Source organism: Citrobacter sp. SX206 (assembly GCF_024181025.1).
Lineage (GTDB): Bacteria > Pseudomonadota > Gammaproteobacteria > Enterobacterales > Enterobacteriaceae > Citrobacter > Citrobacter youngae.
This window is the reverse complement of sequence record NZ_CP049738.1, coordinates 2,521,958-2,541,845: the sequence shown is the minus strand read 5'-3', so window position 1 is coordinate 2,541,845 and position 19,888 is coordinate 2,521,958. Positions and strand designations below refer to the sequence as shown.

At 50.2% G+C, this 19,888-nt stretch carries 17 protein-coding genes and 1 other RNA gene; 2 read left to right on the top strand and 16 right to left on the bottom strand.

Going from position 1 to position 19,888, the window contains the following annotated elements; genetic code table 11:
- Positions 1-59 precede the first annotated feature (59 nt).
- From hemP to ppsR, 3 genes are all read right to left on the bottom strand, one after another.
- A complete protein-coding gene (gene hemP / locus G8S19_RS12440; RefSeq protein ID WP_048211862.1) occupies positions 60-248 on the bottom strand; it encodes a hemin uptake protein HemP in 189 nt (62 codons plus the stop codon).
- A 209-nt stretch (positions 249-457) separates the two neighbouring features.
- Positions 458-1,504 carry a 3-deoxy-7-phosphoheptulonate synthase AroH gene (aroH, locus tag G8S19_RS12435; protein WP_101741702.1) on the bottom strand — a complete coding sequence of 349 codons (1,047 nt, stop codon included), beginning with the start codon at positions 1,502-1,504 and terminating at the stop codon, positions 458-460.
- A gap of 126 nt (positions 1,505-1,630) precedes the next feature.
- Positions 1,631-2,464 (bottom strand): posphoenolpyruvate synthetase regulatory kinase/phosphorylase PpsR, encoded by an 834-nt coding sequence (gene ppsR, locus G8S19_RS12430; protein WP_003030553.1) that lies wholly within the window; start codon positions 2,462-2,464, stop codon positions 1,631-1,633.
- 329 nt (positions 2,465-2,793) lie between these two features.
- Here ppsR and ppsA point away from each other — a divergent pair, with 329 nt between their 5' ends.
- Complete coding sequence (gene ppsA / locus G8S19_RS12425) at positions 2,794-5,172, top strand: phosphoenolpyruvate synthase (RefSeq protein ID WP_061067794.1); 2,379 nt, start codon at positions 2,794-2,796, stop codon at positions 5,170-5,172.
- 67 nt (positions 5,173-5,239) lie between these two features.
- Here ppsA and fadK read toward each other — a convergent pair whose 3' ends face one another.
- The 5 genes from fadK to G8S19_RS12400 all read right to left on the bottom strand — a co-directional run bounded on the left by fadK (position 5,240) and on the right by G8S19_RS12400 (position 10,317).
- Positions 5,240-6,877: a medium-chain fatty-acid--CoA ligase gene (gene fadK / locus G8S19_RS12420; protein ID WP_124021721.1), complete on the bottom strand. Its 1,638-nt coding sequence runs from the start codon at positions 6,875-6,877 to the stop codon at positions 5,240-5,242.
- Positions 6,878-6,958: 81 nt separating this feature from the next.
- The gene (locus G8S19_RS12415; RefSeq protein ID WP_048211858.1) at positions 6,959-7,252 is read right to left on the bottom strand and encodes a ferredoxin; all 294 of its coding nucleotides are present in this window, start codon (positions 7,250-7,252) and stop codon (positions 6,959-6,961) included.
- Complete coding sequence (locus G8S19_RS12410) at positions 7,249-8,538, bottom strand: FAD-dependent oxidoreductase (protein ID WP_124021722.1); 1,290 nt, start codon at positions 8,536-8,538, stop codon at positions 7,249-7,251. Before G8S19_RS12410 ends, G8S19_RS12415 begins: the two co-directional genes overlap by 4 nt.
- A 57-nt stretch (positions 8,539-8,595) precedes the next feature.
- Entirely contained in the window at positions 8,596-9,531 is a 936-nt protein-coding gene (locus G8S19_RS12405) for an electron transfer flavoprotein subunit alpha (protein ID WP_048211856.1), read from the bottom strand.
- 21 nt (positions 9,532-9,552) lie between these two features.
- On the bottom strand, positions 9,553-10,317 hold the full coding sequence (locus G8S19_RS12400) for an electron transfer flavoprotein (protein WP_124021723.1): 765 nt from the start codon (positions 10,315-10,317) through the stop codon (positions 9,553-9,555).
- Between the two features lie 509 nt (positions 10,318-10,826).
- Between G8S19_RS12400 and G8S19_RS12395 the strand changes: the two genes are divergently transcribed.
- Positions 10,827-11,717 carry an AraC family transcriptional regulator gene (locus G8S19_RS12395; protein WP_048211854.1) on the top strand — a complete coding sequence of 297 codons (891 nt, stop codon included), beginning with the start codon at positions 10,827-10,829 and terminating at the stop codon, positions 11,715-11,717.
- Positions 11,718-11,771: 54 nt separating this feature from the next.
- Here G8S19_RS12395 and G8S19_RS12390 read toward each other — a convergent pair whose 3' ends face one another.
- The 8 genes from G8S19_RS12390 to rprA form a co-directional block, all read right to left on the bottom strand.
- A complete protein-coding gene (locus tag G8S19_RS12390; RefSeq protein ID WP_253685249.1) occupies positions 11,772-12,923 on the bottom strand; it encodes an acyl-CoA dehydrogenase in 1,152 nt (383 codons plus the stop codon).
- A gap of 13 nt (positions 12,924-12,936) precedes the next feature.
- Positions 12,937-14,532 carry an acyl CoA:acetate/3-ketoacid CoA transferase gene (locus tag G8S19_RS12385; RefSeq protein WP_101741697.1) on the bottom strand — a complete coding sequence of 532 codons (1,596 nt, stop codon included), beginning with the start codon at positions 14,530-14,532 and terminating at the stop codon, positions 12,937-12,939.
- 156 nt (positions 14,533-14,688) lie between these two features.
- Positions 14,689-15,447 carry a type I 3-dehydroquinate dehydratase gene (gene aroD / locus G8S19_RS12380; RefSeq protein ID WP_048211851.1) on the bottom strand — a complete coding sequence of 253 codons (759 nt, stop codon included), beginning with the start codon at positions 15,445-15,447 and terminating at the stop codon, positions 14,689-14,691.
- A gap of 34 nt (positions 15,448-15,481) precedes the next feature.
- Positions 15,482-16,348, bottom strand: a complete 867-nt coding sequence (ydiB, locus tag G8S19_RS12375) for a quinate/shikimate dehydrogenase (protein ID WP_253685247.1) — start codon at positions 16,346-16,348, stop codon at positions 15,482-15,484.
- A 21-nt stretch (positions 16,349-16,369) separates the two neighbouring features.
- Positions 16,370-17,605, bottom strand: a complete 1,236-nt coding sequence (locus G8S19_RS12370; protein WP_253685245.1) for an MFS transporter — start codon at positions 17,603-17,605, stop codon at positions 16,370-16,372.
- 242 nt (positions 17,606-17,847) lie between these two features.
- On the bottom strand, positions 17,848-19,068 hold the full coding sequence (locus G8S19_RS12365) for an MFS transporter (RefSeq protein ID WP_048211848.1): 1,221 nt from the start codon (positions 19,066-19,068) through the stop codon (positions 17,848-17,850).
- A 146-nt stretch (positions 19,069-19,214) separates the two neighbouring features.
- Complete coding sequence (locus tag G8S19_RS12360; RefSeq protein WP_061067800.1) at positions 19,215-19,571, bottom strand: YdiL family protein; 357 nt, start codon at positions 19,569-19,571, stop codon at positions 19,215-19,217.
- Positions 19,572-19,766: 195 nt separating this feature from the next.
- Positions 19,767-19,874: antisense sRNA RprA (gene rprA / locus G8S19_RS12355), an RNA gene on the bottom strand.
- Positions 19,875-19,888: the final 14 nt, after the last annotated feature.

The window sequence follows — 19,888 nt, the reverse complement described above, 5'->3', positions numbered from 1 at the left end:
AGGAAATCGAAAGCGCTGGCTGCCTGGGTATCACCTGGGTGGCTGGCGAAAGGTGTTGTTTATTTGGTCAGAATGAGTTTTCCGGCTTGGGTCTGGCGCAGCAAGTAATGCTGACCATCATGTTCTATGATCACGCGTCCTTCTTTACCCAGCAGGCTTTTACTGTCAATTCGACGCTCATTTGGCATGACAGAAGGCGGTGTTTTTTCTTTTGCAGGCGTTGCTGTAGTGTTATCCATACGTGACATAGTGTTTAAAAATAACAATCAATGTAACAATGATAATCATTATCAATAAACTGAGAATTTGCATCAAGTCTTTTTGTGAAATAATTGTGACGGGATCAAATTTGCGGGATTGTGCTGCATTAAAAAAGCCCGGTCGCATTACGCTGACCGGGCCTGGATGGGCACGAACCTTAGGTCGGGTCAGGCGAAACCGCCGCCCGGGCATGATGTTAGAATCGACTGTCTACCGCAGAGGCGAGTTTTTCAACCAGCAGTTCCGTATCTTCCCAGTTCAGGCAGGGATCGGTGATTGACTGACCGTAAACCAGTGGCTGGCCGCTGACGATTTTTTGCGTACCTTCGCGTAAGAAACTTTCCGCCATGATCCCGGCTATTGCCGTCGAACCATTGCGAATCTGCTGACAGACGTCATCGCACACTTCTAACTGACGGCGATGCTGCTTCTGGCAATTGCCATGGCTGAAATCCACCACCAGATGCTCCGGCAGAGAGAATTCATGCAGCGTATCGCAGGCAGCGGCAATATCTTCGGCAGAGTAGTTCGGCTTTTTACCACCGCGCATGATGATATGACCGTAGGGATTGCCGCTGGTCTGATAGATAGTCATCTGCCCGGTTTTATCCGGTGAGAGGAACATGTGGCTGGCGCGTGACGCGCGAATAGCATCGACGGCGATACGCGTGTTGCCATCTGTTCCGTTTTTGAACCCGACAGGGCAGGAGAGCGCGGAAGCCATTTCACGGTGAATTTGGCTCTCTGTGGTGCGTGCGCCAATTGCGCCCCAGCTGATCAGATCAGCAATAAACTGACCTGTCACCATATCGAGGAATTCAGTGGCCGTCGGTACACCCAGTTCGTTGACCTGTAACAGCAGTTTACGTGCCAGCTCAATACCATGATTTACACGATAGCTGCCATTCAAGTCCGGGTCGGAAATGAGGCCTTTCCAGCCCACGACGGTACGCGGTTTTTCAAAATAGGTACGCATCACGATTTCCAGACGCGCCTGGTGTTTAGTGCGCAGTGCCTGCAAACGCGTGGCGTATTCCATGGCGGCATCGAGATCGTGAATCGAGCATGGTCCAACGATGACCAGCAAGCGAGGATCTTCACCATTCAAGATTTTTTCTATCCGGCGTCGGGAATCCGTAACATGGCGGGCGACGGAGGACGAAACAGGATGCCGTTGCGCAAGCTCTGCTGGAGTGACCAGGTTGTCAATACGCGCAGTACGGAGTTCATCGGTTCTGTTCATTACTTATCTCAGAAATTTGTTGCTTCAACGGCAGGACTACCGGGAAGTGATGTACATCACAATATCACACTCATCCTGCCTGGTGGCGAGCATAATAACAAAAAATCGAACCAATGCACTAGCATTCTAGTACATGCGGCGATTCAGCCCCATAATGTCGAGGATCTTGGTGGCAATCTCTTCTACCGAGTAATTGGTACTGTTCAGCCATGGGATCTGGTTTTTTCGGTACAACGCTTCTACCTCAGCAACTTCCATTCGGCACTGGCGCAGCGAAGCGTACCGGCTGTTCTCCCGGCGCTCTTCGCGGATCGCCGCCAGGCGCTCAGGGTCGATGGTCAGGCCGAATAATTTATGCTGCAACGGCTTCAGAGAGGCGGGCAGCACCAGATTATCCATATCATCGGCAATAAAGGGGTAGTTGGCCGCACGGATACCAAACTGCATAGCCAGATACAAACTGGTCGGAGTTTTGCCGCAACGAGAAACGCCAAGCAGGATCACCTGCGCCTGATCGAGGTTGCGCAACGAAATACCGTCGTCGTGCGCGAGGGTATAATCAATGGCGGCAATACGCGCATCGTACTTGTTGAGGTTGCCGGGATTCAGGCCGTGCGTGCGATGTGCGATCGGCGTGGGGTCGAGTTTCATCTCATGTTGCAGCGGCGCGACCAGTGCCTGGACGATGTCCTGGCAAAAACCTTCACTTTGTAAAATGATCGAGCGAATTTCCGGCAACACGATGGAGTAGAACACCAGAGGACGCACACCCGTTTGTTGATAAATGGCGTCAATCTGGTCTTTAACCGCCCGCGCACGACTCTCATTTTCAACAAACGGCAGCGTAATGCTGCTGATCGTGACCGGAAATTGCGACATTACCGCGTGACCCAATACCTCTGCGGTGATGGCTGTGCCATCAGAAATATAAAATACATGACGATCAACAGCATTATCCATTTTGCTCATCCTGGGGGCAGACATAATTCTCTGAAAGCATAAATTAAAATTCGTCAGAAGCGAATATTGCTGCATCAGTTTTATAAAGTGAAACAGTATTTTTATATTTAATGAAAAGTACATTTCATTTTTCGGAGCAAATGTTTATACCGACTGATTTTGTGGTGATCCCGTGCCGTTCGCGGGTTTGCGCAAATGCGGAAAGAATCTGAAAAAATAAAAAATAAAGTTGCTTGAACGATTCACCGTTTTTTTCGCTGAGGTAAATATGCCAAGATAATTACGCAAAATTGAGTTTCCTAACCTCGTTCATATATAAGGATTGTTCGATGTCCAACAATGGCTCGTCACCGCTGGTGCTTTGGTATAACCAACTCGGCATGAATGATGTAGACAGAGTTGGGGGCAAAAATGCCTCCCTGGGTGAAATGATTACTAACCTTTCAGGTATGGGCGTTTCCGTACCGAATGGTTTTGCAACGACCGCCGATGCGTTTAACCAGTTTCTGGACCAAAGCGGCGTAAACCAGCGCATTTATGAGCTGCTGGATAAAACGGATATTGACGATGTCACCGAGCTTGCAAAAGCGGGTGCACAGATCCGCCAGTGGATTATCGACACTCCTTTCCAGCCTGAACTGGAAAATGCCGTCCGCGATGCCTACGCGCAGCTGTCAGCGGACGATGCCAATGCTTCTTTTGCCGTGCGTTCCTCCGCTACAGCAGAAGATATGCCAGATGCGTCATTCGCGGGCCAGCAGGAAACGTTCCTCAACGTCCAGGGATTTGATGCCGTACTGGTTGCTATCAAACACGTGTTTGCCTCGCTGTTTAACGATCGCGCAATCTCCTATCGTGTTCATCAGGGCTATGATCACCGCGGCGTCGCGCTCTCTGCGGGCGTTCAGCGGATGGTGCGTTCTGATCTCGCGTCTTCCGGTGTCATGTTCTCCATCGATACCGAATCCGGTTTCGATCAGGTGGTGTTTATCACGTCTGCATGGGGCCTGGGCGAGATGGTGGTGCAGGGCGCTGTGAACCCGGATGAATTCTACGTGCATAAACCGACGCTGGCGGCTAATCGTCCGTCCATCGTGCGTCGTACGATGGGCTCTAAGAAAATCCGCATGATTTATGCGCCGACTCAGGAGCATGGCAAGCAGGTTACCATTGAAGACGTTCCGCAGGCGCAACGCGATGTTTTCTCACTGACCAACGAGGAAGTGCAGGAACTGGCGAAGCAGGCGGTGCAAATCGAGAAGCATTACGGTCGTCCGATGGACATCGAATGGGCGAAAGACGGTCATACCGGCAAGCTGTTCATTGTACAGGCCCGTCCGGAAACCGTACGTTCTCGCGGCCAGGTGATGGAGCGTTATACGCTGCATGCGCAGGGTAAAATTATTGCTGAAGGTCGTGCCATCGGTCACCGCATTGGCGCGGGTCCGGTCAAAGTCATCCAGGACATCAGCGAAATGAACCGTATCGAGCCAGGCGATGTGCTGGTTACCGACATGACCGACCCGGACTGGGAACCGATCATGAAAAAAGCGGCGGCAATCGTCACCAACCGCGGCGGTCGTACCTGTCACGCGGCGATTATTGCCCGTGAACTGGGAATTCCGGCGGTTGTTGGCTGTGGCGATGCGACCGAACGCATGAAAGACGGTGAGAAGGTCACTGTCTCCTGTGCGGAAGGCGACACTGGCTACGTGTATGCCGACATGCTGGACTTCAGCGTGAAGAGCTCCAGCGTGGAAACCATGCCGGATCTGCCGCTGAAGGTGATGATGAACGTCGGTAACCCGGACCGTGCTTTTGACTTCGCTTGCCTGCCAAACGAAGGTGTCGGCCTGGCGCGTCTCGAATTTATTATCAACCGTATGATTGGCGTGCACCCGCGCGCTCTGCTGGAGTTCGATGACCAGACGCCTGAGCTGCAAAACGAAATCCGCGCCTTGATGAAAGGTTTCGATTCCCCACGTGAATTCTACGTGGGTCGTTTGACGGAAGGGATCGCGACGCTGGGTGCGGCGTTTTATCCAAAACGCGTCATCGTGCGTATGTCTGACTTTAAGTCCAACGAATATGCCAACCTCGTCGGCGGTGAGCGTTATGAACCGCATGAAGAGAACCCAATGCTGGGCTTCCGTGGCGCGGGCCGTTACGTTGCTGATAGCTTCCGCGACTGTTTCGCGCTGGAATGTGATGCCGTAAAACGTGTCCGTAACGATATGGGTCTGACTAACGTTGAAGTGATGGTACCGTTTGTTCGTACCGTTGCCCAGGCGAAAGCGGTGGTGGAAGAGCTGGCACGCCAGGGGCTGAAGCGCGGTGAGAACGGGCTGAAGGTAATCATGATGTGTGAGATCCCATCCAACGCCTTGCTGGCTGAACAGTTCCTCGAATACTTCGATGGCTTCTCTATCGGGTCTAACGACATGACACAGCTGGCGCTGGGTCTGGACCGTGACTCTGGCGTGGTTTCTGAACTGTTTGATGAGCGTAACGATGCGGTGAAAGCACTGTTGTCGATGGCGATTCGTGCCGCTAAGAAACAGGGTAAATACGTGGGTATTTGTGGCCAGGGCCCATCTGACCACGAAGACTTCGCGGCCTGGCTGATGGAAGAGGGGATCGACAGCCTGTCGCTGAACCCGGACACTGTCGTACAGACCTGGCTAAGTCTGGCTGAACTGAACAAGTAACATCATGCCTTATCCGGCCTATTCAACGTAGGCCGGATAAGATACGCTAGCGTCGCCATCCGGCACTTTATCCTGCAACACTCTCCACGCTCAAACGCTGAATAATATCCTGACGCAGTTGGTATTTTTGTACTTTACCGGACGCTGTGCGTGGTAATTTCTCCACGATCACAATGTGCTCAGGGTATTTGTACTTTGCCACCCGCTTGCGACTAAAAAAGGCTACCACTGACTCCAGTGACAGCGAATGATGCGGCGGTTTTAGCACCACATAAGCACATGACCTTTCACCTAAGCGTTCGTCCGGCATCGCGACAACGCAGGCATCATGGATACGCGGATGCTGCAACAGAATATCCTCGACCTCGCGGCTACTGATATTTTCTCCACCGCGCACAATAATATCTTTTTTACGCCCGGTGATTTTGATGTATCCGGCATCGTCCATTCGGCATAAATCGCCGCTGTAATACCAGCCGTCATTATCCAGTGCTCGGGCGGTCAGTTCGGGTTCATCGAGATAGCCCATAAACACATTGGGCCCGCGGGAGGCCTCTTCTCCTTCCATACCCGCAGGCAACGTGTTACGTGCCTCATCGACGACTTTAATTTCCACGCCGGCTGCGGCATATCCGTCGGTGTTCATCATGCGGGAAAGCGAATCATCCAGATTGACCACCGCGTGCGGCGAGCTTTCTGTTGAGCCATAGACGCTTAAAAGTTTAATGCCGAGCAGCTGACAATCGCGGGCTATTTTTTTCGGAATAGTGGTGCCGCCGCATAAGAAAAAGCGTAACGACGAGAGATCGTAGGGATGTTTTTCCACGCTACACAGCATGTCATAGACGAACGGTGTGGCGCCGAGTACGCAGGTACAGCGCTGCTGTACCAGTAATTCGAGACAGGCGGCTGGAGTAAAAATATCCAGCAGTACGCTGCGTGCGCCAATTAAAAACGGTGCGGTCACGCCATGTAAAAAACCGGTAGCATGGCCAAGTGGCGCGGGCATTAAAAATACATCCAGCCAGGTAAGATTAAGACGGGCACAATAGGCGCGTTCACTGGCCAGGATGTTGTTGTGGGTCAGCATTACCCCTTTGGGCATCCCCTCTGTTCCGGAGGTAAACAGCACCGCAGCCAGCTCATCGGCATGCACACTAATTGGCTGGGTTAATGGTGGTGATAAAAGGAGCTGGCTGAGTGCCAGTGAGTCTGTCGCGGGTGCCAGCTTATCGACGGCAACAATCTGTTGCAGATGCGGCAGCTGGTTTTGCAAGGGCAGGATCAGATCTACCGGCCGGGTTTGTTTAAACAGCGTAGGTGCGAAAAAAATCTTTGCCTTGCATTTGTTCAGTACCCATACCAGCTCGGCTTCGCGCCAGGCAGGAAGTAGTGGTACGGAAACCGCTCCGGTTTTCAGACAGGCCAGATAGATAAGGGTAAATTCACACCAGCCGGGCAGTTGAAAGGCGACGCGGTCACCTGGCTGGATTCCGCAGGCTAACAACCAGGTCGCCAGACGGCTGGCCGCGCTGTCGAGCGCGGCGTAGGTGTATGAATCGCCGTGATTATCGACCACAGCGATTTTGTCCGGCATCGCCTGGGCTGTTTGGCTCCAGTAATCACCCAGCGATGCATCCCCCCAAAACCCTTGTTGTCGATAAGCTTCCCGACGTTCGGCATTAAACGTTAATGTGACACTCATGAGTTATTCCCTGGATAATTTCGGTACACATCCTGCCGAATAACAGATGTGCTGTATCCGGCGTGCAACAGGTGATACGTGTTAGCCGTAACGGAAATCCACACCAAATGTCCCAACCGGGTATTCCCATTGTTCGAGGATAGTGGAGCCGCACAGAACCCTGCAGGTACCACATTCCAGGCAGCCTGCGGAATCAAAATGAATATTTCCACTTTCGTCCTGCTTATACAGTCCAGCAGGACAGGCTTTCAGCAGTTTGCGAAATTCTTTCATGTCAGGATGTTCGGTAAGGATGATGTGCGGATGCCCCTCATCGACATTGAATTTATTAACGCCCAGTTTGACGTCAACATTTACGGTGTTGTCCTGACTCATAGTGCGGTTGCTCCCTTGATGCCGTCTTTCAGTAGGTTCATCAGCCCAATCTGCTTCGCGTGGGATAAAATGGTCTTGCGAATTGGCTGGTTTGGGCTGCCATCAACGGTGAACATATCGCTCATGATATCGGCCACCATGCGCGGGTATTGGGTAAACAAACGGGGGTTTTCCATTAGCGCGGGGATCTTACGGAAATGCTGTAAATCACGCATCACACAACCCTGTGCAAGGGCGCGTTTGTAGTCCATCAGGCTGTTGGCGGAGAAATCCTGACGTTCTTTCGCTGCAATGGCGGTTTTGGCCGCAGCCTCTGCTGAAGCAATCGCCAAATCCATGCCACGCACGGTGTAACCCAGGTTCAGACAAAAACCGGCGGCGTCGCCGACTATCATCACACCGTCATCAACCAGCTTCGGTACCATCGCCAGGCCGCCTTCCGGCACCATGTGTGCGGAATACTCCAGCAATTCACCGCCGGCGATCAGTGGGCGAATAGTGGGGTGCTGTTTAAAATCTTCCAACATTTGCGGAATGCTTTTTGTCGCATGCCCGATATTGCCCAGACCACATACCAGTCCCAGAGAGACGGAGTCTTTGTTGGTATACAGGAAACCTCCGCCCATCAGGCCATTAGATGGCGAACCGGCAAACAACCAGGCGGCACCTTCATTTCCTGACAGATTAAAACGATCTGCAATGACTGCTGGCGGCAGGCCGATCAGTTCTTTTACGCCAACGGCATAATGATGTGCCGAAGAAGGCGGTACCATTCCCAGTGAACGTCCCAGCATGGAATTGACGCCATCAGCAAGGATAACGATATTGGCTTCCAGGATATCGTCACCCGCCTGCACGCCAGTGACTTTGTTGCCTTCCCGGATCAGGGAATCGACGCGAACGCCCGGAATAAACTGAGCCCCGGCCTGTTCGGCTTTTTCCATCAACCAGGGATCGAGCCTGTTGCGCAATACAGTATATGAGTCCTGCGCTGGGGTATTGTCTTTTTCACGGTGGAAATCGAGAGTGACAGCACTTTCTTCCGTCAGGAAAGAGATTTTTTCGCGGGTCACTTTCCGTTCGACAGGGGCTTCCTCTGCAAAGCCGGGCATAATGTGCTTCAGGCTATGCGTGTAGAGTCGTCCTCCGGTCATGTTTTTGCTGCCGGCACTGTTTCCGCGCTCAATAACCAGCACGTCCAGCCCGGCCTGGGCCATCACGTAACCTGCTACCGCACCCGCCACGCCAGCACCGACCACAATGGCATCAAATTTTTCATCTGACATGTTCTTTGCTCCTTTCCCGCTGCGAATGCAGCGGGATATGTGCGTTAAATGTGGCCGTTAGCGACTGAGCTGTTCGATAAGGGCCGGGACGACTTTGTAAATGTCACCAACCAGACCGTAATCGGCGTAGTTGAAGATCGGGGCTTTTTTATCTTTATTGATGGCGACTATGATCTTCGCGCCGTTCCCGCCGACCATATGTTGAATTTGCCCTGAAATGCCCAACGTCAGGTACAGATCTGATTTCAACAGCACGCCGGAAACGCCAATATAGCGCTCGCGCTCCATCCAGTTTTCACCTTCGGCAATAGGGCGTGAACAACCCACTTCGGCACCCAGAACGGCGGCAAGATTGCGTACCATCTGCAGGTCGCTCTCGGCCACCAGGCCACGACCGACGCCAACCACGCGTTTGGCTTTGCTGAGATCGACACTGCTGAGAGATTTGGCGCGACGTTCCTGGCAAACAATCTCATGAAGTGGCGTGATATAAGGTGCTGAGATGACAGGGCAAGTGTGCGCAGGATTGGTTTCTGCTGGTTCAAACATACCAGGGGCAAGCGTGATAATCGCCAGCGCGCTATTCAGTTTTTCTTTACCGAATGCCAGACCGCCATACATACGGTGTTCTGCAAACAGCGCACCTGCATCGAGAGTGACCGATGTGGCGTCGTTTACCATCGCCGCATTGAGTTGCATGCTTAACCGCGCGCCCAGTGATTTTGTGCGTTTAGACGCAGGCATCAGCAACAGGCCGGTGTGCGTTTGCAGTAAGGCTGAGACAGTCTCGGCGTAGTTTTCAACACGCTGCAGTTCACTGGCGTGTTCGAGCACGATGATGTCATCGGCACCCAGCGCTTTCACCTGATCGGCCTGTTCGTTGCCCTGCACAATAAGGTGTACCTGCTCGCCCCACTGGCGGGCGGCGGTCATTAATTCCGCATAGCGTTCTACGTTATCGCTAAACACCCATACGTTGGCTAATTTACTCATGATGATTGTTCTCCGTTGGGCTTAGTTCAGGGCTTTTTTCAGATGTTCGGCCAGTTCGGCAATGGCTTCTGCTGAGTCATTTTCCAGAATGATGTGCTTACGTTCTGTCTGCGGTGGAACGCTAAGGCTGACTAATTCCGCCAGCGGTGACGCTGGCGTCCAGCCAATATCGCTGGCCTGCCAGGGGGTGACGGGTTTTTTGCCGGCACCAAGAATAGCTTTCATTGCCGGAATCCGCGGTGTATTGATATCCGAGGTCACGCAAATTACTGCCGGGAGCGGCAGGTCAATGACTTCGACTTCATCTTCAAGGGTTCGCTCAACCAGAATGCGGTCGCCGTTACGTTGGATGTTGCTTACCGCGTTAACCACAGGAAGCTGCAGGAGCTCACCTACCAGTAAACCGACCTGTTGTGCGTAGACATCGCCGGACCCTTCCCCGAACAGCATCAGATCGAATTTAATGTTTTTAGCCGCATAAGCCAGCGCCTGGGCGGTATCGCGCGGCAGCGCATGCTCCAGCTGAGGGTCCTGCACCATAAACAGGCTATCCGGACCGCGGGACAGCACGTCTTTACGTACTTTAGAGTTTTGCAACAAGGAGCCGCCCACGGTTAAGGCGACAATCTCATCGCCTTCGGCGGTAAGTTGTGTGGCGGCTTCAATCGCATTCAGATCAAATTGACTGATTTTGGCATCGGCCCGATCAAAGTTAAGCGAGCGCTCTGGGGTAATAACAATGTCCTGTTCTTCAGGCACCAACTTAAAGCAGGTTATTATTTTCATGGCATCTCCAGTGAGTCACGTTCGGATGATGACGAAGTGCGTCATTATCGGCAGTAGGGAAAATTTGACTGAAAATAGTGTGCGGCAGAGTGGGGCCTGTTTTCGACGGGGCAATCTGTTTTCATTCCCAACAATCTTGCAGAAAAATGTGCAACGGCGATGCGGAGTTTCTAAGCGAGGAGTAAAAGTTGTGTACGCAAGGTTACACCGTGAAAACAGTAAACGAGGGTGTAATTGAGAAATGCATCCTATTTTTAAGCGATATCTGTCCGCATTTGTTTCTGATATGTAAATCGTTAATGTTGAATTAATAACATTTATTCTTTTCAATTAGTATAAAACGTAAATAACGCACGCTAACAGTGTTCCTGGACAAGAGGTGTCATCTTGCAGACGGCGCAAATAATTTTGTTTCGCTTGGATAGAATATCGTTGTATAACGTGGTTAATCGTTATCATTTAACACTATTAATTTTCCGCACATTTACCATCTAAAGGTGGAGGCTGTCATGTATCAACGATGTTTTGATAATGCCATGGAAACCCTTTTTGAGCAGGGGAAGACCCCCAGATTTTCGCGATTCGTCATCAGTGATGATCCTAACTGGGAGTCGGGCCACCATGTGCATGACAATGAAACCGAACTTATCTATGTCAAAAAAGGTGTCGCGCGCTTAATTATTGATTCTTCACTGTATGTCGCTCACGCCGGGGATATTGTGGTGATAGAACAAGGACGGTTACATGCTGTCGCCTCGGATAGCAACGCACCTGCCACGACCTACACCTGTGCACTGTACGGTTTTCGCTTCAATGGTTGGCAGGATAACCAGCTGTTGCAGTTACACTCGTGTCCGGTCATCAGCGTCGGCCAGGGAAAGGAGGTTATTAAGAGTATTTTTAATGAACTGAGTATTATGATACCGCAGTGTAAAAATAATCTGTCATCCTCTGCTTATGATGCCTTTGCCTACGCATTAACCGTCTTGTATTACGAAAACTTTAAAAATGCTTATCGTTCGGAGCAGGGGTATATTAAAAAAGACGTGTTAATTAAAGATGTTCTTGTGTATTTGAATAACAACTTTCGCGAAAAAATCACACTCGATCAGTTGTCGAAAAAATTTCGCGCCAGTGTGAGTTATATTTGTCACGAATTCACTAAAGAGTATCGTATTTCGCCGATTAATTATGTTATTCAGCGACGGATGACGGAGGCAAAATTTTCGCTGACGAATACGGAAGCGTCGTTAGCGGAAATCTCGTGGCGGGTGGGGTATGAAAATGTTGATCACTTTGCCAAACTCTTCCAGCGACACGTAGGCTGTACTCCCAGCGATTATCGTAAGCAGTTTAAAAATAATCTGACTGAGCAGGAATGCCTGCAGCCGGAAATCTGATTTTCGGGCGTAAGTCCGGATAGCGTTTATCCGCTATCCGGATGATAGTACGGCTTACTTGTTTTGATAATCTTTCAGGATCTGACGTCCGGCGACGTAGATCATGATTTCATCGGTGCCACCGCCAATGCGTTCGCAGCGTACATCACGCCAGAACCGGGATACCCGGGCTTCATCGGTATAACCCAGACCACCCATTATCTGAATTGCGTCGTCGATAACTTCCATCGCTGTGCGCGCGCAGTACAGTTTTGCCAGCGCCGCACTGGTACGCAGTGATTGTTCCTGATCGGCCTGCCAGGCGACTTTCAATACCATATTGCGCATGTTTTCGATTTTAACCGCCATTAGCGCCAGTTTTTCCTGGATCATCTGGTTGTGGCCAATCGGTTTACCAAAGGCGATACGCTGGTTGGCGTAACGTGCGGCATCCTCGAAAGCGCATTCTGCAAAGCCGGTGCTGCGTGCTGCGTTGATCAGTCTCTCCATTTCGAAGTTGTACATCACATTGAGGAAGCCCATACCCTCTTCGCCGACCATATCACTTTCGTCAACTTCAACGTCATCAAGATAGACTTCGCAGGTACTTAACATGTGCCAGCCGATTTTGTGCAGCGGATTAACTTTGATGCCGGGTTTCTTCGCATCCACCCACCACAGGGTAAAGGCTTTCTTCGGATCTTTCGGCTCGGGATCGCGAGCCAGAACCAGCATATACGGGTACTCTTTGGCACCGGTAATAAAGGTTTTTTGCCCGTTAAGGTACACCTTGCCGTTTTTGCGGGTGTAGCTGGTGGTGGCGCTGTTGTTATCTGAGCCAGCTCCCGGTTCGGTTAACGCCAGCGCATAGGCCGGATCGCCCGTTTCCATGGTGCTTTCAGCGGTTTTACGTAGCTGCTCCGCGGAGCCAAAACGGCGCATACTGTGGATACACTGGCCGTTAGTGATCAGAAAGGCAGGCGCACCACATTTTGAGACTTCCATCAGCGCCAGCATTTGCGTGACGTAATCTGCCGGAATGCCACCGAACTCTTCCGGCACGCCCAGCATCGAAATACCGTTATCCGCAAGCGCGCGCATAAATACTTTAGGGTAGGTGGAGGTCTGATCGCAGGTGCGGAAATATTCTTCCGGGAAATTACTGGTGATCAGTTCCCGAATGCTGGCAAGCAGCAGCTCTTGTTCTTCAGTTAATGAAAAGTCCATCAGGGTACTCCTTTTAATTGGCGGCGTCGGGCAAAACAAAACCCATCGTGGCATCGATAAATAATCTTTCGTCCATCAGTTTCAGGTCTGGAGAAATAACGGGGGTGAATTCCATTTTGTCCAGAATGTCTTCTTGTAAAGAAACACCTGGGGCAATTTCCACTAAATGGAGGCCATCTTCTTTTAACGTAAATACGGCGCGTTCGGTGATGTAACGCACATCCAGTCCACGTTCGAGGGCAATTTTTCCACTGAAGGTGATTTCAGGTAATTCGCTAACGAATTTCTTCACCCGACCTTCCTGCACGATATTCAATTTGCCGTCGGCAACATCTGTTTTCAGACTTCCGGCTGTCAGGGTGCCGCAGAAAATAATTTTCTTCGAGGTGGCGCTGATATCAATAAAACCGCCAGTGCCCATGATCTTGCCATTGAATTTATGCACACCGACGTTGCCGTGCTGATCGACTTCGGCGAAGCTTAAATAGCACACATCCAGACCGCCACCGTGGTAGAAGTCAAACTGGGAGGTCATATCCAGAATAGCGCGGGTATTGACGTTGGCCCCAAAAGCGATGCCCTGCGAGGTAATACCGCCGATTGGCCCGGTTTCAACCGTCAGTATGAAGTCATCGGCGCAGCCTTCTTCACGCGCAACGAGACCAATACCATCGGCAATTCCTACGCCAACGTTACCCACTGCACCTTTGCGCATTTCGAACAGCGCACGTCTGGCCACCAGTTTACGTTGGTTAAGCGGCAGGGCAGTTTGCAGGCTGTCATCAAGGATGAAATCGCCTGAAATAAAACGGTTAACCGGCGCTCCGCCATACAACTGAGTCTGTTCTGGATCGATAACGACGATATCCACCAGATAGCCAGGGATCCGCACGGCTTTAGGGTGCAGTGTGGCTTTCTTCACCATTTTTTGTACCTGCATCATGACGATGCCGCCGTTGTTATGCACGGCCTGCGCGATGACCAGCGCATCGAGATACATCACTTCATCTTCAAAGGTGGCGTAGCCTTCGCTATCACAGGTGGTGGCGCGAATAAAGGCGATATTCGGCGCAATGGCTTTGTAGTAGAGATACTCTTTGTTATCAATTTCTACCAGTTTGATCAGATCTTCGGTGGTCACTTCATTGAGTTTGCCACCTTGTTGGCGGGGATCGACAAACGTGCCAATGCCGATATCACTCAAAATACCTGGCTGATGGGCCGCAGAGGCACGCAGGGTTTGAGTTAATACGCCTTGTGGATAGTTGTAGGCGGCTATTTTATTTTGTTCCGCGAGGTCGGATATCCGTGGGGATTGTCCCCAGTGACCGCACAACGCCCATTTAACTAAACCTTCCTGTGCCAGTGGACTAATACCCCGGTCTGCACGGTCGCCCAGTCCTGTCGGGCTAATTAGCGACAAATTACGTGGGGATTGGCTATTTTTATATTTCTCGGCTAGTGCATTAATTAATGTTGTGGCTTCAAGTATCCCACCGCCAGCGCCTAATACGCAGAGTGTGGCTTCATCCGGAATATAATCAATTGCGTCAGCTGCAGATAATACCGGTACCCGACCATTTAAGCGTGTTGGTCTTGAAAGTTTCATATAAACTCCAGGTTATATTCGTGCGAATGCCTATCGCTATATTCGATAATAGTATTTTGCGTTATTTGAAAATATTTAATCGTCTGCCAGATATTCGTGGTAAAACGAATATCTGGGGCAGGGCGTTATTTATTGCAATTTAAAAATATTGGGCTATTAAGCCTGGTGTAATATTGTCAGAACGGTACGTAGATCGGTTACGGAGATTTGTCCTGGGGCCGAGGCTTTTTTCACCGCACCAAACGTCGCCGCTGAGCCGAAAACTTCGCCGGACAGTCGTGAGATCACACCGGTTTTCGCCATTGACATGGTAATAATTGGGCGGTCGGCGTAGCGTTCCTGCATTTCCAGCGTTGCGCTAAGCAATGTCAGCACATCCGCTTTGCTTTGCGGCATCAACGCGATTTTGGGAATATCTGCACCAAGTTCCTGCATTTTACGCAGTCGCTGGACAATATCATCGGCTGCTGGTGTCTTGTGAAAATCATGATTCGACATAATAACGAAGACATTTTTTGCGTGCGCATGCTCGACGGTCGCTTTAACCAGTTCATCACCGGTGAAAAGCTCCAGGTCGATCATATCTACCAGACCGCTGTCCACTGCTGCGCGGTTTAATGCAATATAGTTTTCGACGGACAGAGCCTGTTCACCCCCTTCTTTGGCACTACGGAAGGTGAACAGCAACGGTTTATCCGCCATCACATCACGGATCGCACGTGCGGCTTCCAGTACTGCGTCAATGGAAGCGACATCTGCGAAATGGTCAACACGCCATTCCAGGATGTCGAAATCCGCTTCGCGATAGGCCAGTGCTTCGCTTTTTACCGTTGAGATGTCTTTACCCATCAGTGAGACAATGATCTTCGGCGCACCCTCGCCAATCACGAGGTTTCTTACGGTTACGGTTTTCATTGATTACCCTTTAACTATTCACAAATACTGCCCATCAGGCTGCAAAACCCATAACCTGTTTGACATACTCCAGCGGGAAATCTTTCCCGGTCCAGAGCTTGAACTGCTCAGCCCCTTGCCATAACAACATGCCGTAACCATCGATCGTTTTGCAACCGGCAAGTTGTGCCTGCTGCAGTAATTTGGTCATATGCGGGTTGTAGACGCATTCTGTCACCAGCAGGTCCGGACGCAGCAGAGAAACGTCGGTCACGAGAGAGTCGTTTTCCAGCGGCTTCATGCCGACTTTTGTACCGTTGGTCAAAATATCCGCGCTGGCGAGTGCCTCGGCAAATGCCTGTCGATCGGCAAGGTCGATCACGGTGACAACGCAGTCGGTGTTTTCATTAACACGTTTAGCGAATGCCTGCGCCTTTTCAAAGAACTCATCTTTACGGTTAAAGATCTTAATTTCTTTGATGCCTTCAATGGCTGCCTGAGCGCCAATGGCTGTAGACGCGCCGCCCGCGCCCAACAGTACCATGATTTTACCTTTAATATCGAAGCCGCTTTCTTTAATCGCGCGAATATGGCCGGTGCCGTCGGTGTTGTAACCACGCAGGTAGCCATCATCATTAACGATGGTGTTGATTGCGCCAACCAGTTTGGCGGCAGGTGTTAATTCATCAACATATTCACAGGCCAACTGTTTATTGGGCATAGATACCCCGGTGCCGCGCATTTTTAACGCTTTTAAACCAGCAATTGCATTAGCAAACGTTGAGTTATCGACTTCAAATGCCATGTAGGTAAAAGGCAGGCCCGCTTTTTCTAATGCTTTATTTTGCATCTCAGGGGACAGACTGTGTCTGATAGGGTAGGCCATCAGACCAATCAGTTCATATTTTGCTGTTACGTCCATTTGATACTCCTTCTAAACAATTTATTGAAAATAACGTTCGCCCAACCGCACATCATTTTTGGGGATATCAAATACGCGGTAATAGCGAATAAAGACGATGATGGCGGTGATGAATGCCAGCAGAGCAAATGCAAGGTCCAGCAAAATGATGTATTGCAGGCCGATGTTAGAAAGGTATCCGGTGATCAGTGGGATAATAAAGTTGGCTACACCACCCATCATCATATAAACACTGGTGACTTTGGCTTTGCTCTTCGGGAAAAACTCTGACATCACCGAGACACCGAGCTGTAAAATACCGCCAGCAGCAGAAAAGCCAATCAGAAACGAACCTGCGTTACAAACCAGCGGAGAGGGATACAAATAAATGACCGCAGCGGTAATGCTTGCCAGACCAGCGTTAAAAACGTTAGCCCAAATGGGGCGAACCATTTTCTTCAGGAGGGCAGCAAAGATGAATACGCAGACCAGCGATCCCATGCTGTAGTAAGAGATGGTTTTTAGTGCGTCAGTTTCCGCCATGCCAGCAAATGCCATGGCATATTTCGGCATCCAGACCACGATGACATAAAAGGTTGAGAATGCGGCAACCCCAAACAGCACGGAAGCGACACCTTCCAACCAGACCAGGGGTTTACTGTTCATCTGTGGCAGATCTTTGGCGAGACCCGCGTCCACCATCTGGCTGGGAAAGCGACTTTTTAACAGCATCAGGGTGATGACCACGAACAGTACACCCGGGATGATGACCGCATAGCCGTACCAGACATGGTTGAGCAGCATGGTGCTGACGACGATGGGGTAAATCATCTGGCCAAACGACACCATGGCTTTAACCAGAATAACCGCCGAGCCGGATGATTTAGGGAAACATTCCATTAACGCCGGATAACCGCCGGTATCCAGCGCTGAATTCGCTACGCCAACGCATACAGCCAGAATAAAGGCAATCATCAGATTGGGGCTGGCGGGAATACCGAAGAAGAACAGCATATATAGAATAACGCCTAACAGAATGATAGCCCGACGACCGAACTTATCTGAGAGAACGCCAAAGAATAAAATACTGACCAGTCGACCAAGACCAATGCCGGAAATTAGATAGGCAATCCCTGCATTATCGGTTGAAAACTTTTCAGCCAGGGAGGTCATGTTTTGCGCCAGTGTGATGACGCTAATACCGTGTAAAAAATAACTTAAATAAATACAGGTTATCGCCAGAAGAAATGGCGTGTTAAAGGTCTTTTTCTGAGACATTTTTTCACAACTCCTTGCGGATTTTAAAATTATTCTGTGCTCGTCGGTGTAGTTTAAATTTCGGCGACCTTGTGATTAATATACCGGGCAGTAGTTATTGTACCTACATAGCATGGCGTTTAAGTTACCAGGTATATTGCATATCAAACTGTGAAACCTAATTCGTCAGACCGACGTTTTGCCGTTATTTTAAAAATACGTCCAATTATTTTGCAGAAGAGGGGAACAATATTGCACCCGCGTTATTGTGCGAGTGGTGCCATGTTTAACTGACGCTTTGCTGCAAGCCGGCTGCGATAACCAATAAACAGTGCCAACAGGAAACCGAACGCAGCGATACCCGCATCAAACCACATGATGTGCGCAATACTGGTTTCGGAGAGCCTGGCGGTAATCAGTGGGATCGTGAAGGTCGCGATACTGCCCGCGCTGTAGTAAATACCGGTAGCTTTACCTTTCGCCTGCGGGAAGCGAGCGGCCATTAGCGTTAGACCGATTTGCACGACGCCTCCGGCTGATGAGAACCCGATGACAAAGGCGAATGTAATCACGACCCAGGTCGTTGGATGCAGGCAAACTGCCAGCAGCGCGACAAAGGAGATAAAGGTGTACAGCATCAACAGAGACGTGGCACGACCCGCTTTTCTCGCCAGGGGAGCAGTAATGAATACGCACAGCAGCGAACCACAGGTGTAAATACTTAACAGCTTGATAGATAACGTATACGGCATACCGGCGACAAACTGACCATACTGTGCCAGCCACTGGCTAACCAGATAAAATGTGGCCATCGAGATATAGCCATACAGGGTGTAACTCCCCAGATCGAGAAGGGAACAACCATGCTTCGGCTGAATAGGTTCCTGTAACGAGGATGATGGCATGATGGAATGCTTCGGCCCCGGATGTGCAGGGAAGCGACAGCGAAACAAAAATATGCCGTTAACCGCCATAATTCCCGCCGCCAGCAAGAAAGACCAGCCAAACCAGAGTTCAGCCCACACCAGCAGGCTGATAACCATCGGCAACAGAAACTGGCCGCTGGACACAAAGGCTTTAATCAGGATATTGGCGGTGCCGGGTGAACGGGGGAAGGCTTCCATCAGGCTGGGGTAGGTTCCGGCATCAAGAAAACTGTTTGCCATTCCCGCTAAAAAACCGAAGGCGTAGGCAATCACAATGCTGTGAGTATTGATGATGCCAAAAAAGAATATGAGGTAGCAGATCATGCCAAAAATGATAAACGGTCTGCGGCCATAGCGATCGGACAGCATGCCTGCAACTAATAAGACGCTTAACCGACCGATACCAAGGGAGGAGATGACAATCGAGACCCCCGCTGCATTGGTTTGCCACTGCTGTTCAAGTGAGGACATATTGAGGGACATCAGAATGACCCCCATACCGTGTACCAGGTAATTAAGGTACAGCCCTATCGCAGTAGAGAAATAGGTGTTTTTCATAATGTGTTACTCGGCGAAGAGGCTAAATGGATGTTGTATTTTGTGTCGCGTAGGGCGTGTTAGCCCAAATAGTATGCAGACTGCGCGTGAGCGAGGGCATAATGTCGGGTGCCCGTGTTGCAACGTAGTGATGGCGTTATGACCGCCTAACACAAACGCTCGAGGTTGTGTGCATAGAGCTCCACTGCAGCAGATTGGTAGATTTTCCAGTCGAGAAAATTGTCGTGGTGATAAACTGCCTGAAAAGAAACCAGATCGGGGAAAAAACGCATCGTGTTATTACCGATACGATTATTTATTTTTTCGATGATCGCGTTAATTCTTAACTTTCTCTTTGCTTTCATTTCTGCACAAATGCGCGCGATGTTTTCCGGGATTTCTTTTTCCCCACTTTCCCATTGTTGCCAGGCAACAATGTCGCCATCACGCGCGATATACGCGGCGCTTTCTTCTACCGTCATAGCAAAAATATGGCGGATAGCCTGCAATTCTAATGCGTTCATTATTTGATCACTTAATAAAAGACGGTGGAATAGTAATAGCATTGTTGTGGATATTTCGGCTTGAAGAGAGTCACAGTATCTTGTGCAATATTATTTGTTATTAATCTGTGAAGTTGGTGCATTTGGCGTGAGAGTGAAATAAAACAATTGGCTAGCTGATGTGATGTAGACCGTGATGGGACGTGGAAATGCAGGATAAAAAAAAGCCCATCGTGGGAGATGGGCAAAGACTACACACAGCAATTCGTTATTTCACTCAGGGGATTTCCATGCTTATAAATCAATGTGTTGATCTAAAGCCTTGGGGTAATAGTAGG

Bases quoted from the DNA above. Each gene is read 5' to 3' on its own strand.
- G8S19_RS12415 (WP_048211858.1), bottom strand. From the start codon at position 7,252: ATGAGTCAGGACAACACCGTAAATGTTGACGTCAAACTGGGCGTTAAT.
- G8S19_RS12390 (WP_253685249.1), bottom strand. From the start codon at position 12,923: ATGGACTTTTCATTAACTGAAGAACAAGAGCTGCTGCTTGCCAGCATT.
- fadK (WP_124021721.1), bottom strand. From the start codon at position 6,877: ATGAGTGTCACATTAACGTTTAATGCCGAACGTCGGGAAGCTTATCGA.
- G8S19_RS12385 (WP_101741697.1), bottom strand. From the start codon at position 14,532: ATGAAACTTTCAAGACCAACACGCTTAAATGGTCGGGTACCGGTATTA.
- ppsA (WP_061067794.1), top strand. From the start codon at position 2,794: ATGTCCAACAATGGCTCGTCACCGCTGGTGCTTTGGTATAACCAACTC.
- G8S19_RS12400 (WP_124021723.1), bottom strand. From the start codon at position 10,317: ATGAAAATAATAACCTGCTTTAAGTTGGTGCCTGAAGAACAGGACATT.
- G8S19_RS12365 (WP_048211848.1), bottom strand. From the start codon at position 19,068: ATGAAAAACACCTATTTCTCTACTGCGATAGGGCTGTACCTTAATTAC.
- ppsR (WP_003030553.1), bottom strand. From the start codon at position 2,464: ATGGATAATGCTGTTGATCGTCATGTATTTTATATTTCTGATGGCACA.
- G8S19_RS12360 (WP_061067800.1), bottom strand. From the start codon at position 19,571: ATGAACGCATTAGAATTGCAGGCTATCCGCCATATTTTTGCTATGACG.
- G8S19_RS12395 (WP_048211854.1), top strand. From the start codon at position 10,827: ATGTATCAACGATGTTTTGATAATGCCATGGAAACCCTTTTTGAGCAG.
- G8S19_RS12405 (WP_048211856.1), bottom strand. From the start codon at position 9,531: ATGAGTAAATTAGCCAACGTATGGGTGTTTAGCGATAACGTAGAACGC.
- G8S19_RS12370 (WP_253685245.1), bottom strand. From the start codon at position 17,605: ATGTCTCAGAAAAAGACCTTTAACACGCCATTTCTTCTGGCGATAACC.
- aroH (WP_101741702.1), bottom strand. From the start codon at position 1,504: ATGAACAGAACCGATGAACTCCGTACTGCGCGTATTGACAACCTGGTC.
- aroD (WP_048211851.1), bottom strand. From the start codon at position 15,447: ATGAAAACCGTAACCGTAAGAAACCTCGTGATTGGCGAGGGTGCGCCG.
- ydiB (WP_253685247.1), bottom strand. From the start codon at position 16,348: ATGGACGTAACAGCAAAATATGAACTGATTGGTCTGATGGCCTACCCT.
- hemP (WP_048211862.1), bottom strand. From the start codon at position 248: ATGTCACGTATGGATAACACTACAGCAACGCCTGCAAAAGAAAAAACA.
- G8S19_RS12410 (WP_124021722.1), bottom strand. From the start codon at position 8,538: ATGTCAGATGAAAAATTTGATGCCATTGTGGTCGGTGCTGGCGTGGCG.